Origin of the sequence: Postechiella marina (assembly GCF_039538365.1) — a bacterium.
GTDB classification, from domain to species: Bacteria; Bacteroidota; Bacteroidia; order Flavobacteriales; family Flavobacteriaceae; genus Postechiella; species Postechiella marina.
The window spans coordinates 84,994-101,999 of sequence record NZ_BAABCA010000005.1 but is presented as its reverse complement, the minus strand read 5'-3'; the positions used below and the strand labels follow the sequence as shown (position 1 = coordinate 101,999).

The following is a 17,006-nucleotide window of genomic DNA, read 5'->3' as shown; positions in this document are numbered from 1 at the left end:
TAGGGTTTATCTTTTTATAACAACGAAACCTTTTAGTTTGTCAAAATTATGAGCGCCATTAATGGTAAATTGAAAGAAGTATGTACCTTCTGGTAATACACCAGCTCCCATTTTTGTTTTTTTATTGGCTATACCTTTAAATACATTTGTTGTATTGTTGTAGCCTTGTGTTTGGAAAACCATATCTCCCCAGCGGTTATAAATTGTAACCATATTATCTGGGTGATTTTCCATGCCATCAATTGTCCAAAAGTCGTTAATACCATCTCCATCAGGAGAAAAACCGTATTTAACATCGTTTTTAGGAGGGGATAAGGTCGTAAATATTTTTTCTGAACAAGAATTAGCATCTCCAACACTGTTGTATGGTGTAATGTTTATATAATACGTTGTGCCCAGTTCTAGGGCTTCATTTAAACTGTAAGAGGTTGTAAAACCAACATCTATATTGTTTAAAACATCGGTTCCTTTTGGTGTGGTTCCTAAAGATATTTTATAGCCATCTGCATTTAAAACGGTTTCCCAGGTAATATCTGTACTAGCATCTATGTCAATGGCATTATGATTAGGATAAATAAGAGTGGTGCAATTTGGAGCGGTAGGTAAGGTTTCAGTTGTAAAAGATTCTTCATAGCATCCTATAGCATCACCTATATTGTTATAAGGTATAATGGTTACAAAAATGGTAGTGGTTTCTGGTAAATTATTAGAAAAATTATAAGATGTGATATTTCCAATATCTTCATTATTTAAAATATTGTTAGCGCCAGTATTTGTTCCAACAGATAATTTGTAACCTGTGGCATCTGTAGCGATGTTCCAACTTAAATTTGTGGTTATATCTACATTTGTAGCATTATTTATGGGCGATGATAAAGTTGTGCAATTTGGAGCGGTAGGTAAGGTTTCAGTTGTAAAAGATTCTTCATGGCATCCTATAGCATCACCTATGTTGTTATAAGGAGTTATGGTTACAAAAATAGTGGTGGTTTCGGGTAAATCATCAACTAAATCATAAGATGTAATATTACCAACATCTTCATTATTTAAAATATTATTAGCACCAGCGTTTGTTCCAATAGATAGTTTGTAACCAGTGGCTCTATTAACAGAAGTCCAACTTAAGTTTGTTTCTATAGAAACATCTGTAGCATTATTAAGAGGATTGATAAGGTTTGTACATGTTGGAGGATCGGAATTAGCAAAATCGCCAGTTTCAAAATTTTCTTGATTACAGCCTATAGCATCACCAGAGGTGTTAAGAGGAATTAGAGTTACACTAACTGTTTCATTTTGATCGAAATGATTTGGGAAACTATAAGTGTTTCCGTTAGATATAATTAAATCTGTCACATTATTTGCTGTGCTATTACTAGCATTAACTGTTAATTTATAAGAGTTAGCTTCTGCAATGGTTGTCCACTCAATATTAGTGTCTATAGCAACATTTGTAGCTCCATCTCTAGGAAATATTAAATTGGTACACGAAGGTAGTGGCTTAATAGTAAAGCTTTCTGACGTGCAATTTATTGCGTCTCCAGATTCGTTATAAGGTGTAATACTAACAGTTACTGTTTCTCCTGGCTCGAAATTATTTGCAAAATTATAGGTTGTAGCTGTTGTATTAAATTCGGTTATATTATTTGCTGTACTTTCACTACCAGTAACCGTAAGCTTGTAACCTGTTGCATCTGTAACTGTATTCCATGTTATATCTGAGTTAATTTCCATATTTACTGCACCAGCTATAGGGTTGCTTAAAGTTGTACAGGTTGGAATAGGTTTTATTGTAAAACTCTCAGAAGTGCATCCTATGGCATCACCAATACCATTATAAGGTGTAATGGTAACAGTAACGGTTTCACCTTGTTCAAAATTGTTAGCAAACGTGTATGTTGTACTAGTAGTAACATTAAAATTGGTTATGTTATTAGCTGTGCTGCTACTGGCATTAACTGTTAGTTTATAGCCACTAGTATTGGCGGTAGGAGTCCATTCTAGTTCTGTGTTATTTGCTACGTTAGTAGTAGCATTTAAAGGACTAATTAAAGAGGTGCATAAAGGAACACCGTTTGTGGTAAAGCTTTCTTCTGTGCAACCTAAGGCATCTCCATTGGCATTATAAGGAGTAACGGTTACATAAATAACAGTGCTTTCGGGTAAGTTAGAAGTTAGGTTGTGAGTTGTAACGTTTCCAACATCGCCTGAAAAAACTTCAGTACCTCCGCTAGTTGTCCCTACTATAAGCTTATAGCCTGTAGCGGTTGTAGTGCTTGTCCATGCTATGCTTGTACTAGGATCAACTTCTGTGGCGTTATTAAGAGGTGTAGATAACGTTGTGCATGGTGGCGTAGTACTTAGGTCTTCGGTTGTAAAGGTTTCTTCTATACAGCCCATTGCATCACCTTCATCATTATATGGAATAATAGTAACGTAGTGTAATCTTGCTTCTTGTAAATCGTTTGGAATGTCGTAAGTTGTAAAATTACCTACATCAATATTGTTAACAACTTCGATACCGCCAGATGTTATACCAACAATAACTAAGTAGCCAGTGGCATTGGATATGGCGTTCCAACTTAATTGAGTGTTAATAGCAACATCTGTAGCTTGGTTTAAAGGCGAAGTTAAACTGGTACATGTTGGAGGGACAGGGATTATTTCTGTATGGAAATTTTCTTGTGAGCATCCAGAAGCATCACCTTCACTATTATAAGGTGTTATAGTAACAAATATATCGCTGTCTTCTGGTAGATTTGTTGGGAAATTGTACGTAATAACGTTGCCAACATCTTCATTGTTGAGTATATCATTAGAGCCACTAGAAGTACCAACAGTTAATTTATATCCATCTGCGTTGGATATAGGTGTCCAACTTAAATTTGTAGTTACAGCTACATCTGTATCGCTATTTAATGGCTCGGTTAGACTTGTACATTCTGGTATTGTTGCAGGATTACTAGAAATTGTAAAACTTTCTTCTATACATGGTCCTAGAGCATCACCTTCATCGTTAAAAGGAATTATAGTAACGTAAATAATAGCTCCTATATTAAAATCTGAAGCAAATTCATAAGAGGTTTCGTTTATAATAGTGGTATTGTTTACAATATCATTTCCTGCAGGGCTTGTACCAACGGTTAAGCGATATCCTTGAGCAAAAAGAGCAGCATTCCAATTAATATTTGTATTAACAGGGACATTGGTGTCTCCATTTAAAGGAGAGGCCAATTGTGTACATTCTGGAATAGGACAATCGCGAACGTCTTGGTCAAATATCCAACCATAGGTGTCTATTATAGCTTGTCTTTCTTCTTGAGCATCGCAATACGGTAACCCTTGAGCGCCAAGAGTAATACTATTAATTAGTGTTTGCTCAGACCAAGCAATTAATGTATTGTCATAGTTTTCTCTTGTAAGTGCAGTATTATCTAGCATATCGTTCATGTTAGTTACATGGCTAACATCCCAATCGCCTAAGTATTGATTAAGCGCTGTTGCATTAAAAAAAGTAGAGCGCATGCTTACATCTCCCAAATTCCATAAGTTCATAGTTTGGTTATAGGTAGATGCTTCTCTAAACATATAATCCATATTATTTACTCCCAATACCCGCCAGTTATTAAGGTTTTGGTTGAAGCTAGTTGCGTTACTAAACATTTCTTCCATGGTAGTTACACCTCTTACATTCCAAGCGCTAATATCTCCATTAAATGTGGTTGCGCCTTTAAACATATCTTCTGTGGTAGTAACAGAAGCTACGTTCCAAGAATTCATATTTTGGTTATAAGTTATGGCATCGTTAAACATGGCTTCTAGAGTGGTTACAAAAGAAACATTCCAAGAATCAATATTCTGATTAAAAGTTGCAGCTTCTCTAAACATGGCTTTCATGGTTAATGCTTCGCCTGTGTTCCAGTTAGAAAGGGGTTCATTAAATAGTAAAGCACCTTTAAACATAGCCTCGAAATTAGTTACTACTGCGGTGTTCCAAGAGTTTAAAGGTTGGTTAAAACTAATAGCGTCTTCAAACATAGACTCCATAAGGGTTACCGAGCTAACATTCCATATGTTTATAGGCTGATTAAAAAGAGATGCATCTTCAAACATTTCGGTCATATTTGCTACTGCACTTACATCCCAATTATCTAAAGGCTGATTAAATACTGAAGCATTACGAAAAGTAGCTCTCATATTTACAACAGAGTTAACATCCCAGGTATTTAGCGGTTGGTTAAAAGCTATAGCGTTGCTAAACATATAAGACATATTTATAACGTTTGTAACTTGCCATTTACTAATGTCTTGGTTAAAACTTTGTGCACCACTAAACATACTTGCCATGTTGGTTACAGCTAATACATCCCAATCTTCTAATGGTTGATTAAATGCATCGGCATTACTAAACATAGACGATGTGGTTGTTACAGATGATACATCCCAAGTGTTTAAAGGTTGATTAAATACACCTGCATTACTAAACATACTACTCATGTCTGTTACTTTGCTAACATCCCAAACACCAATATCTTGATTAAAAACCATAGTATTTTGAAACATTTCTGACATGTCCAAAACTTGGCTTACATCCCATTTATTAAGGGGTTGGTTAAAAGCATTAGTGTTAGCAAACATTTGATTCATGTCTACAACCTTACTAACATCCCAATCATTTAAGGGGTCGTTAAATACACTTGCGCCATTAAACATTCTAGAGGTATTTGTAACACTAGTAGTAGTCCAGTTTCCTATGGGTTGGTTAAATTCTTTACAACTAAAAAACATACCAGACATGTTCTCGACATTGCTTACATTCCATAGATTTAATGGTTGATTAAAACTTCGAGCACCAATTAAAAAGTAGCTCATATTGGTAACATTGCTAACATCCCAATCATTAATATTTCCATTAAATAAATTACAGCCAGCAAACATGTTACTCATATTTGTTACATTAGATAAGTTGGGGGTATCTGTAGCTTTGTACTCCATATTTTCGCAGTAGTAAAAGCCAAGATTCATAGATTGCCAAACTTGTGTTCCCCATTGGTCAATAGAAAGTAGTTTAATAGCATCTGTATTCGAGTAGTAGTGTTGTGGCGCAGGAAAATCTCCTATTATAGATACGGTGTAAATACCTGGTGTTAAGTATGTGTGTGTTATATCATTGCTTACATGGTTATCGTATTGGCCATCTCCCCAATCTATAGAGTAATCGTAAACTAGGTAATCTGGATAGCCTGTATTTGCTTCTATTTTTAATTGATTTGCTGCAGTAGTGCCATTTTTTAAAATACGCGTATCATAAGTCAATTTAAAAGCATCAGGACTATTAACCCAACTTTCTACTACAGTAAAACTTATCTCTTGGCATCCTGTTGCTGGGCCTTCGTTGTTGTAAGGTACAACGGTAGCAAAAACCATATCGTTTGCCATAAACTCATTTGTAAAACTTACTCCAACTACATTACCTACATCATAGTTGTTCGCAGGGTTGCCATTTATTGTTACATAATTCCTTATGCCATTACGTTCAAACTCTATAGTTACTCGGTAGCCTGTTGCATTTGGAGCAGGGTTCCATCTAATGTCACTGTTAGCAGGTGTTTCTGTATCGCTAGCATGTGGCATGGTTATCTCTGTACATAAAACATAAGAGCAGTTAACAGCATCTCCAGTTATTGTCCATCCATGGTTATCTATTAAATTTTGTCTTTGGCTTAATGCATCGCAATATTGTAAATTTGTTGCGCCTAAATTAATACCAGTTTTTACGGTTAAACCAGACCATGCTATTAAGGTATTATCGTAGTTTTCTTGAGATATGTTAGAGTTAGATAGCATGTTTGTCATGTTAGATACGTTTGATATATCCCAAACCCCTAAATTTTGATTAAAAGCACTAGCATTGCTAAAAGCATTGCTCATATTGCTTATTTTGCTAATATTCCAATTGTTTATCGATTGATTGTATATGGTATTATTTGCAAAAATGGAAGAAATATTAGTTAGACTACTTGTATCCCAACTATTTAAAGTCTGATTAAAACCATCATTTTGTCTAAACATTTGAGACATATTAGTTACGTTACTTACATCCCAATTGTTTAGAGGTTGGTTAAAGGCATCAGTATTATTAAACATTTGATACATATTGATAACAGCAGAAACATCCCAATCATTTAAATTTTGATTAAAAACCTGATTGTTTGAAAACATGGATGACATGTTGGTAACAGCAGAAACATTCCAACTGTTTATAGGTTGATTAAAAACGGATTGATTATAGGTAGAATGAGATCCAAACATGGATGACATGTTGGTAACAGCAGAAACATTCCAACTATTTATAGGTTGATTAAATGCCTGTGCAGATTCAAACATTCCAGACATATTGGTAACATTTGCTACATCCCATTTATTAAGTGGCTGGTTAAAGTTTGGAGTGCTTGTAAACATTTGCGACATATTGGTTACTTTAGATACATCCCAATCATTCATAGGGTAGTTAATAGCACACTCGTCAAACATACGCTGCATATTTGTAACATTTCCAACTTTCCATTTACTTAAGTCTTGATTAAAGTCGTTGGTTCTAAAAAACATTAAACTCATATCGGTTACTTGGCTAACATTCCAGTTGTTAAGTGGTTGGTTAAACCTTCTGCAGGCAATAAACATTCCAGACATGTCGGTAACTTTGCCAACGTTCCAGTTATTAATATTTTGATTAAAATTTACACAAGCATATAGCATATCTTTCATATTGGTAACAGAAGCGGTGTTCCAATTATCTAGAGGCTGATTAAAAGCAGTGTTTTTAAATGTTTCGGACATGTCGGTAACAGAGTTTGTTGTCCAATTATCTACAGGGCGATTAAAAATATTACAGTTAGAAAATATTCCAGAAATATCAGTAATTGTTGAAACGTCCCAATCGTTAACTATTCCTGTAAAAGAAGTAGCGTCTCTAAACATATTTTTTAAAGAAGTGGCTTGACTTAAATCAGGAGAATCAATAGCATCAAAATTTAAATTAGTACAACCATAAAAAGCATTTTCCATGCTTTGCCATTGTATATTTCCCCAAGAAAGAATTTCTATTATTTTTTCGACATCACCAGAATTGTTAAAATAAATTGAAGGAAAATCTCCTGAAATTTCTATAGTATACGTGCCACTAGACGCATAAGTATGTGTAATATCTCCTGTAACATTAGAGTCTGTATTTCCATCTCCCCAATTAATATTATAGTTATAAGTTGTATATGCTGGGTTTGTAGGTATTCTAACCGCATTGTTTGCAGAAGATCCAGTACTAATATTAGATGTTTTCCATGTAGAAATAAATTCTGTCTGAGAAAACAGAGAAATACTTGAAAATAAAAAGAGTAGGCCTAATATATATTTCATGTGTCGGGAGTGTTTATAGCTATAATTAGGTGGCTAAAATAATGTTAAAATTTTACTTTACAATTTAAAGCAGTTATTTTCAAATAGTTTGTCTCTTTTAATCGACGTTACTCATTCAAAAGAACATTTCACTCATTATTGGTTTTATAAAAGGCAGCTTGACTATAGTTTTATACAGAACTTAAAAATCAACTATTATGAAACTATTTTTTAAAACCTTTTTTGTATTGATATCGATGCAAATGTTTTCTCAAGAAAAATTAATAACAGGAGTTATAACATCTTCTGCCGATGGTATGCCTATAGCAGGTGCATCTATAATTGTAAAAGGCCAAACTAAGGGTGCTGTTACTAATTTTGATGGTAAGTACAAGATTAAAGTAAAAGAGAAAGATGTATTGGTTTTTTCTTTTTTAGGCTATACAAGTAAGCAGGTAACAGTAGGGGCTATAAATGTTATAAATGTTGTTTTAAATGAGGATTTATCTGCCCTAGAAGAAGTGGTTGTTATTGGTTATTGCACACAAAACAAATCGTATAGCAAACCATCTGCAGCGCAAATAAAGCGAAAAACACAAAGGGCTTATCATAGTCAATTGGCAAGCAAAATTAAGTCAGAATCTACTGTAAAAACGCTTCAAGGAAAAGTAGCAGGTTTAAATGTTGTAAAGAGCAAGGGTATTTCTAACGCTAATTCTAAAATATTAATACGAGGGTATAATTCTTTAAAAGGTAAAAATAAACCACTATATGTTGTAGATGGTGTACCATACAATTCAGATCCGCAATTAAATGTCAATAATATTAAATCTATAGATATTTTAAAAGACAATGCTAGTACTGCAATTTATGGTAATAGAGGTGTTAATGGTGTTATACTTATTTCTACTAAAAAGGGAAAAAGTAATTTAGAAAATGAGCCATTATACATTGTTGATGGGGCTCCTATTAAAAAAGAAAATAATTACATTATTAAAAATTTACCAGAATCGGATGTCGATTCTAGAAATAGTTATAACAAAGGAGAGGCCAAGAAAAAATTTGGTAAAATAGCTAAAAACGGATGTGTAGTTATAACAACGCATCAAGGGAATTTTAGAATTAAAAATAATGAAAGTTATGCTGTAATAGACGAAAATAACTTTGAGAGAACAACATTATCGCCATTATCTACCTTTTCTATAGATGTTGATAAGGCTTCGTATAGTAATGTAAGACGCATGATAAATAGCGGAGTAGCAGTAAATCCTGATGCAGTGAAAACAGAAGAGATGATAAATTATTTCGATTATAAATATCCGCAGCCAACGGGTAAACACCCATTTTCTATTCATACAGAGGTTGCAAAAACACCATGGAATTTAGATACTAAAATTGTTAAAATAGGCTTACAAGGTAAAACTTATAACAATGAAGCCTTGCCAGCATCTAACTTAACGTTTTTAATAGATGTTTCTGGTTCTATGAGCTCTCAAAACAAATTACCTCTTTTAAAACAAGCTTTTAAACTTTTAGTTAATCAATTACGAGAAAAAGATAAAGTATCTATTGTTGTTTATGCAGGTGCTGCAGGAGTTGTTTTAAAACCAACATCTGGCAAGCATAAAGAGGAAATTATAAAAGCTTTAGATTATTTAAATTCTGGCGGGTCTACTGCTGGCGGACAAGGAATTAAACTGGCTTATAAATTGGCAGAAAAACACTTTGTAAAAGGAGGAAATAATAGAGTGATTTTAGCAACCGATGGCGATTTTAACGTTGGTGCTTCTAGCGATAAGGCTATGAGCAAGCTTATTGAAGAAAAAAGAAAAAGTGGCGTATTTTTATCTGTTTTAGGTTTTGGATATGGAAATTACAAAGACTCTAAATTAGAAACTCTTGCCGATAAAGGTAATGGTAACCATGCATTTATAGACAATATGCAAGAAGCCCAAAAGGTTTTTGGTAAAGAGTTTGGAGGCACTTTGTTTACTATAGCTAAAGATGTAAAAATACAAGTGGAATTTAACCCAACAAAAGTACAAGCTTATAGGTTAATTGGTTACGAAAATAGAATACTTGAAGACGAAGATTTTATAGATGATACTAAAGATGCTGGCGAATTAGGAAGCGGGCACACCGTTACAGCTTTATACGAAGTAATTCCGGTAGGTATTAAGAGTAATTATTTAAAAAAAGTTTCTAGTTTAAAATACACAAAGTCAGAACGTATTTCTAATTATACAGACGAATTGTTTACTGTTAAGTTTAGATATAAGCATCCAGATGAGAATAAAAGCATAGAAATGATACATGTGCAAAAAGACGAAATTAATGAAGCTTCTCAAGATTTAAAATTTGCAGCTGCAGTAGCACTATTTGGTATGCAATTGCGTCAATCTAAATACACAAATAATACTACGGTTAATAAAGTGGTACAGTTAGCAACTTCTGGTAAAGGAGACGATACAGATGGCTACAGATCTGAATTTAAAAGATTAGTATTGTCTTATCAAAACCTTTAAAAAGTTTAAACTATTAGAGTGTTTATAATTGCTTTTTATAAACACTTTAGTAGTTTCATAAATACCTAATATTGGTTATTTTATAAGTATTTCGATTTTGTTAAATTTGAGAGAACAAAAAAACAAAATAATTATGCAGAAAATTACAATTTTAAGTTTTTTTATTTTAACAATGGCTTTACAAGCTCAAGATAGAATATACTCTTCTATAAATGGTTATAATAATGGCGGTTCCTGGGAGTATAATTCTGGTAGTAATTATGAATACGATGGTAACGGTAATTTAATTAGCCAAACTGAGTTAGTTTGGAATTCGGTGTCTAGTACTTGGGAAAACAACTATAAGTACAATTATACCTATAATGGAAATAATAAAGTAACCTTAGAGGTATACCAACAATGGAACTCTACAACAAACCAGTTCGAAGATTATTATAGATCTACTCATAGTTATAATGGAGCAGGTTTAAACACATTAATAATAGACGAAACTAAAGAAGGAGCTTCTTGGAATTTTGATTACAAAATTGAATTTACTTATGCAGGAGGAAAAGTTGATGAATCTATTAGTTATACACACAATGGAACAGATTGGGATATAGATAGTAGGTCGGAGATAGCATACGGTACTAATGGAAGAGTAGACGTTATTAATATTTACTATCCTAATGGTGCTAATTGGGATTTAACTTACAGAGATTTATATACATATGATGCTAATGATATGGTGTCTAATCAAACTTACCAAGAATGGAATACTAATACAAACACATGGGATGAAAGCGAAAAAACAGAGTACATTGTTGCTGCTAATGGTAATAGAACGAAGGAAACATCTACATATGATGGAGATACTTATGTAAAAGATTTTACTTTTGATTCTGGAGCTTTAATGTCTAGTTTTATGCACCCTTTTAAAGATAAAACAGGTTTGGAATACATAACGGAAGATTTTCCATACTATAATAAAGTATTAGAAGAAGTTGAAAATGGAATTTATAAAACAACTTATAATTATAGTAACCCAATAGTATTATCTGTTAAAGAAGCAAAAATAGTAGAAAATAAAATTACTGTATTTCCTAACCCTACACGTGGAGATATTAATATAGAAAGTTTAAGTAATAAAATTAGCAACGTAGCTATTTATAATGCTATAGGAAGTAAAGTATATTCTACAAATGACACTAATTTTAGTATAGATTTTCTAAAAATAGGCGTTTACTTTTTGCACCTAACAACTAGTAACGGAGTAAAAACAACAAAACAAATTATTAAAAAATAAAAAGTTTTAAACTGTTTTTTTAAAGAAAAGAGCGATTAAATTAATTAATCGCTCTTTTTATTACATTTTATGCGTTTTTTTTATAACTACACCTGTAAAATACCTAAGTTAAAAGGTTTTTCAATAGGAGCATGGTTTGCAGCTTCTATACCCATAGAAATCCATTTTCTAGTATCTAAAGGATCTATAATGGCATCAGTCCAAATTCTAGCAGCAGCATAGTATGGCGATACTTGGTTGTCGTATTTATCTTTAATTTTATTATAAAGTTCAGTTTCTTTTTCAGGAGTAATTTCTTCTCCTTTTTTTAAAAGCGATGCTTTTTCAATTTGTAGTAATACTTTGGCAGCAGAGTTTCCACTCATTACAGCAAGTTCTGCACTAGGCCACGCAGCAATAAGTCTAGGATCGTATGCTTTTCCGCACATTGCATAATTACCAGCGCCATAACTATTACCTATAATAATAGTAAATTTTGGCACAACCGAGTTACTTACAGCATTAACCATTTTAGCACCATCTTTTATAATACCACCATGCTCGCTTTTACTACCAACCATAAAGCCTGTAACATCTTGTAAAAAAACTAGAGGTATTTTCTTTTGATTGCAATTAGCAATAAAACGCGTAGATTTATCTGCGCTATCATTATAAATAACACCGCCAAATTGCATTTCGCCTTTTTTTGTTTTTACTAACTTTCGTTGGTTAGCAACTATACCAACAGCCCAACCATTAATTCTAGCATAACCGGTAATAATAGTTTGCCCGTAACCCGCTTTGTATTCATCAAATTCAGAGTTGTCTACTAAGCGTTTAATAATTTCGTACATATCGTACTGGTCTGCTCTAGATTTTGGTAAAATTCCATAAATATCTTCAGGATTTTCTTTAGGTTTTTTAGCTTCAATCCTATTATATCCAGCTTTGTTGTAATCACCAATTTTATCAATAATATTTTTAATAGTATCTAAAGCATCAGCATCATCCTTAGATTTATAATCGGTAACACCAGAAATTTCGCAGTGTGTTGTTGCACCTCCAAGAGTTTCGTTATCAATAGTTTCTCCAATAGCAGCTTTTACTAGATAGCTGCCAGCAAGAAAAATACTTCCTGTTTTATCTACAATTAAAGCTTCGTCGCTCATAATAGGTAAGTAAGCCCCGCCAGCAACGCAACTACCCATAACAGCAGCAATTTGAGTAATACCCATACTGCTCATTATGGCATTATTTCTAAAAATACGCCCAAAATGTTCTTTATCAGGGAAAATTTCGTCTTGTAAAGGCAAATAAACCCCAGCAGAATCTACTAGGTATATAATTGGTAATTTGTTTTCTATGGCAATTTCTTGAGCTCTTAAGTTCTTTTTTCCAGTAATAGGAAACCAAGCACCTGCTTTAACGGTAGCGTCGTTGGCAACAACAATACACTGTTTACCTTTAACGTATCCCATTTTAACAACAACACCTCCAGATGGGCATCCGCCATGTTCTTTATACATGTCTTCTCCTGCAAAAGCAGCTATCTCAATGGCGTTAGATTTGGCATCTAATAAATAATCAATACGCTCATGCGCAGTCATTTTACCTTTGCTCTTATGTTTTTCAATTCTAGCTTTACCACCGCCAAGATGTACTTTGGCAAGTCTTTTTTTTAACTCTGATACTAATAGTTTATTATGATCTTCGTTTTTATTGAAGTTAAGATCCATTTATTATATAGTTTGTTGCTAATGTACAAAAGTTGTATTTCTTTTTTTAGTTTAAATATAAAATTTTAGATACTACATTAGTATATAGATTATTATTAGTAACATGGAAATATATTCCTTGGAATATAAATATATATGATTTATATTTGTAATGCATTAAATAAATGAAATTATGAAAAATATTATAGCTTTTGCAGGAAGCAACAGTAAGCGTTCAATTAATAAAGATTTAGCAATTTACGCATCAACTTTGGTAGAAGGTGCTGAGGTTAATGTGTTAGATTTAAACGATTTTAATTTACCTCTATATGGTATAGATTACGAAATAGCCAATGGTATTCCAGATCTTGCTCATAAGTTTTTAGAGCTTATAAAAGCGTCTAACGGTATTATTTTATCTCTAGCCGAGCATAATGGAGCTTACACTACAGTGTTTAAAAATCTTTTCGATTGGATGTCTAGAATAGATGGTAAACTATGGGGAGATATACCTATGCTTTTAATGGCAACATCGCCAGGTGCTAGAGGAGGAATTTCGGTTTTAGAAATGGCCAAAGCACGCTTTCCGTTTATGGGAGGTTATGTTGTCGCAGAGTTTTCGTTACCTTCTTTTGGAGATAATTTTTCTAAAGGAAAAATTGTTAACAACGAATTAAATGCAAAACTTGAAGAACAAGTAAAACTATTTAATCAGGCATTGTAATTTTTAATATAGTTAGACAGAAAGCAATTATAGAATGGGAGATATTTCAAAGGATATTAATTCTACATTTTTAAATAATAAAGTCAAGGCCTTGTTAAATATTATTTACACAGCAAACTGGATAAATAGTAAGCAAAATGCATACTTTAAACCTTATGGAATTTCGCCTCAACAATTTAATATTTTACGTATTCTAAGAGGAGCGGGCAAAGCTATAAAAGTACAAACCATTAAAGAGCGTATGGTAGAAAGAGCACCTAATGCCACAAGATTAATGGATAAATTACACGATAAACAATTAATTAAAAGGTTACCGTGTCCAGAAGATAGACGTGTAGTACATATAGAAATTACAGATAAAGGTTTAGCGTTGTTAACACAAATAGATAAAAATTATAAAAATGATTTGTTAGAAAAAATCTCTGAAGAAGAGGCTTTACAATTAAGTAATTTATTAGATAAAATTAGATAAATAAATAGTCGTTTTTTTTTTAAGAATAAGGTTTCTTAGCAAGAGTATAGTCTTTAGCAAAAAAATGAAAATAATTTAAAATATTAATAGAGATGAAAACTATAGTGCACAGAGCAAACACCAGAGGATTTGCCAATCATGGTTGGTTAAAGTCTTACCATACGTTTAGTTTTGCAGGGTATCAAAATAAAGAGCGTGTGAATTTTGGAATGTTACGCGTACTTAATGACGATGTTGTACAACCCAAAATGGGATTTGGCACACATCCGCACCAAAACATGGAGATTATTTCTATACCTTTAAAAGGCGCTTTGTCTCATAAAGATAGTATAGGTAATACACGCGCTATAGAGGTAGGCGAGGTTCAAGTTATGAGTGCAGGTACAGGGTTAACACATTCTGAATTTAACGATAGTGAAACCGAAGACGTTAATTTTTTGCAACTTTGGATTATCCCTGAAGAAAAAGGTGTTACCCCTAATTACGAGCAACGCAAATTTAACGATACAAACCAACTAAATAAATTAGAAACGGTTGTAGCTCCAAAAGATAAGTTAGAAGGTAATGCTCTGCCTATTAGCCAGCAAGCTTTTATATATCGTACAAATTTAGAAGCAGGGAAAAATATAGATGTAAAATTAAAAACAGATAAAAATGGGGTTTATGTTTTTGTTGTATCTGGAGTAATAAATATAGATAATAAAGTGCTTAATGCAAGAGATGCTATAGGTGTATATGATGTAAAAAACATTACTATAAATGCTTCAGAATATGCTAAACTTATTATAATTGAAGTACCCATGTCTTAAAACCAGAATTTCGGTTTTTAGAATAAATAAAAATCACACAAAATTTACAATATAACATCGATTAATAGCAAAAAGCATCCTTTTAAGGATGCTTTTTTATTAAAAAACACGATATTTGCCTTTACACTAACAACCAAATAATAAGATTATAGATTATGGCGATGAATAAAAATACAGTTTTAGCTTGGGCTACTTGGATAATGATTTTGATGGGGCTACTACTAATGGGATTAGGAGCTTTTAAATACGATGATGTAGCAGGCTGGGGCTTTGGCGCTGTAGGATTAGGCTTTTTTGCAGTGGCTTGGGTGTTTAACGCCTTAAAAGGACGTGTATAGTTTAATAATAATAATAAAATAAAGTAAGCGTTAAAATGAGCGACGATAAAAAAATAATATTTTCAATGTCTGGGTTAACCAAGACATTCGCTGGAGCAAATACTCCTGTTTTAAAAAATATACATTTAAGTTTCTTTTACGGAGCTAAAATTGGTATTCTGGGGCTTAATGGTTCTGGTAAATCTACCTTGTTAAAAATTATAGCAGGTGTAGATAAAAATTTTCAAGGCGATGTAACCTTTTTGCAAGATTACTCAGTAGGGTTTTTAGAGCAAGAACCACAGTTAGATCCAGAAAAAACAGTAATTGAAGTTGTAAAAGAAGGCGCTGCCGAAACAGTTGCTATTCTTGATGAGTATAATAAAATTAATGACCAATTTGGTTTAGAAGAAGTGTATTCTAATCCAGATAAAATGGAAAAATTAATGAATCGTCAGGCAGAGCTTCAAGATCAAATAGATGCTGCAAATGCATGGGAACTTGATACAAAGCTAGAAATTGCTATGGATGCATTACGAACTCCAGATGGTGATAAAAAAATAGGCGTGCTTTCTGGTGGAGAAAAAAGGCGTGTGGCTTTATGTCGTTTGCTATTAAAAGAACCAGATGTACTTCTATTAGATGAGCCTACCAACCACTTAGATGCAGAATCTGTACATTGGTTAGAGCACCATTTAGCACAATATAAAGGAACTGTAATTGCAGTAACACACGATAGATACTTTTTAGATAATGTTGCTGGTTGGATTTTAGAGTTAGATAGAGGCGAAGGTATACCTTGGAAAGGAAACTATTCGTCTTGGCTAGATCAAAAGTCTAAACGTATGGCTCAAGAAAGTAAATCTGCTTCTAAACGTCAAAAAACATTAGAGCGTGAGTTAGATTGGGTACGTCAAGGAGCTAAAGGGCGCCAAACAAAACAAAAGGCACGTTTAAAAAACTACGATAAGTTAATGAGTCAAGACCAAAAACAACTTGACGAAAAATTAGAGATATATATTCCTAATGGGCCACGTTTAGGTACAAATGTTATTGAAGCCACAGGTGTAAGCAAGGGTTATGATGATAAGTTACTTTATGATGACTTAAACTTTAACTTACCACAAGCAGGAATAGTTGGTGTTATTGGGCCTAATGGGGCTGGTAAAACTACTATTTTTAGAATGATAATGGGAGAAGAAACACCAGATAAAGGAGAGTTTACTGTAGGCGAAACTGCTAAAATTGCTTATGTAGACCAAAGCCATACTAATATAGATCCAGAAAAAACAATTTGGCAAAACTTTAGTGACGAGCAAGAATTGGTTTTAATGGGAGGAAAAGAAGTAAATTCTAGAGCTTATTTAAGTCGATTTAATTTCTCTGGAGGCGAGCAAAATAAAAAAGTAAAACTTCTTTCTGGTGGAGAGCGTAACCGTTTGCACTTAGCTATGACTTTAAAAGAAGAAGGTAACGTATTACTTTTAGATGAGCCTACTAATGATCTTGATGTAAATACATTAAGAGCTTTAGAAGAAGGTTTAGAAAACTTTGCTGGTTGTGCTGTTGTAATATCTCACGATAGATGGTTTTTAGATAGAATATGTACTCATATTTTAGCATTCGAGGGCGATTCTCAAGTATACTTTTTCGAGGGTAGTTTTAGTGAATACGAAGAAAATAAGAAAAAACGTTTAGGTGGAGATTTAATGCCAAAACGTATTAAGTACAAAAAGCTTGTTAGATAGTATATTTAATTATTACACATAAAAAAAGCCTGCTATTGCA

At 33.0% G+C, this 17,006-nt stretch carries 9 protein-coding genes; 7 read left to right on the top strand and 2 right to left on the bottom strand.

Annotated features, from left to right (window positions below; genetic code table 11):
• Positions 1-6 precede the first annotated feature (6 nt).
• Positions 7-7,413, bottom strand: coding sequence for a BspA family leucine-rich repeat surface protein (locus ABD715_RS12010; RefSeq protein ID WP_344788493.1), 7,407 nt, complete (start codon positions 7,411-7,413; stop codon positions 7-9).
• Positions 7,414-7,610: 197 nt separating this feature from the next.
• Between ABD715_RS12010 and ABD715_RS12005 the strand changes: the two genes are divergently transcribed.
• A complete protein-coding gene (locus tag ABD715_RS12005) occupies positions 7,611-9,917 on the top strand; it encodes a YfbK domain-containing protein (protein WP_344788492.1) in 2,307 nt (768 codons plus the stop codon).
• 133 nt (positions 9,918-10,050) lie between these two features.
• A complete protein-coding gene (locus ABD715_RS12000) occupies positions 10,051-11,202 on the top strand; it encodes a T9SS type A sorting domain-containing protein (RefSeq protein WP_344788491.1) in 1,152 nt (383 codons plus the stop codon).
• Positions 11,203-11,288: 86 nt separating this feature from the next.
• On the opposite strand, the gene ABD715_RS11995 is transcribed toward ABD715_RS12000, so the two are convergent.
• Positions 11,289-12,917 (bottom strand): acyl-CoA carboxylase subunit beta, encoded by a 1,629-nt coding sequence (locus ABD715_RS11995; protein ID WP_344788490.1) that lies wholly within the window; start codon positions 12,915-12,917, stop codon positions 11,289-11,291.
• A gap of 172 nt (positions 12,918-13,089) precedes the next feature.
• Between ABD715_RS11995 and ABD715_RS11990 the strand changes: the two genes are divergently transcribed.
• The 5 genes from ABD715_RS11990 (at position 13,090) to ettA (ending at position 16,966) form a co-directional block, all read left to right on the top strand.
• A complete protein-coding gene (locus tag ABD715_RS11990; RefSeq protein ID WP_344788489.1) occupies positions 13,090-13,620 on the top strand; it encodes an NADPH-dependent FMN reductase in 531 nt (176 codons plus the stop codon).
• Between the two features lie 34 nt (positions 13,621-13,654).
• On the top strand, positions 13,655-14,092 hold the full coding sequence (locus ABD715_RS11985) for a MarR family winged helix-turn-helix transcriptional regulator (protein ID WP_344788488.1): 438 nt from the start codon (positions 13,655-13,657) through the stop codon (positions 14,090-14,092).
• A 92-nt stretch (positions 14,093-14,184) separates the two neighbouring features.
• Entirely contained in the window at positions 14,185-14,901 is a 717-nt protein-coding gene (locus ABD715_RS11980) for a pirin family protein (protein ID WP_344788487.1), read from the top strand.
• Positions 14,902-15,056: 155 nt separating this feature from the next.
• On the top strand, positions 15,057-15,239 hold the full coding sequence (locus ABD715_RS11975) for a CAL67264 family membrane protein (RefSeq protein WP_344788486.1): 183 nt from the start codon (positions 15,057-15,059) through the stop codon (positions 15,237-15,239).
• Positions 15,240-15,274: 35 nt separating this feature from the next.
• Entirely contained in the window at positions 15,275-16,966 is a 1,692-nt protein-coding gene (ettA, locus tag ABD715_RS11970; protein ID WP_344788485.1) for an energy-dependent translational throttle protein EttA, read from the top strand.
• Positions 16,967-17,006: the final 40 nt, after the last annotated feature.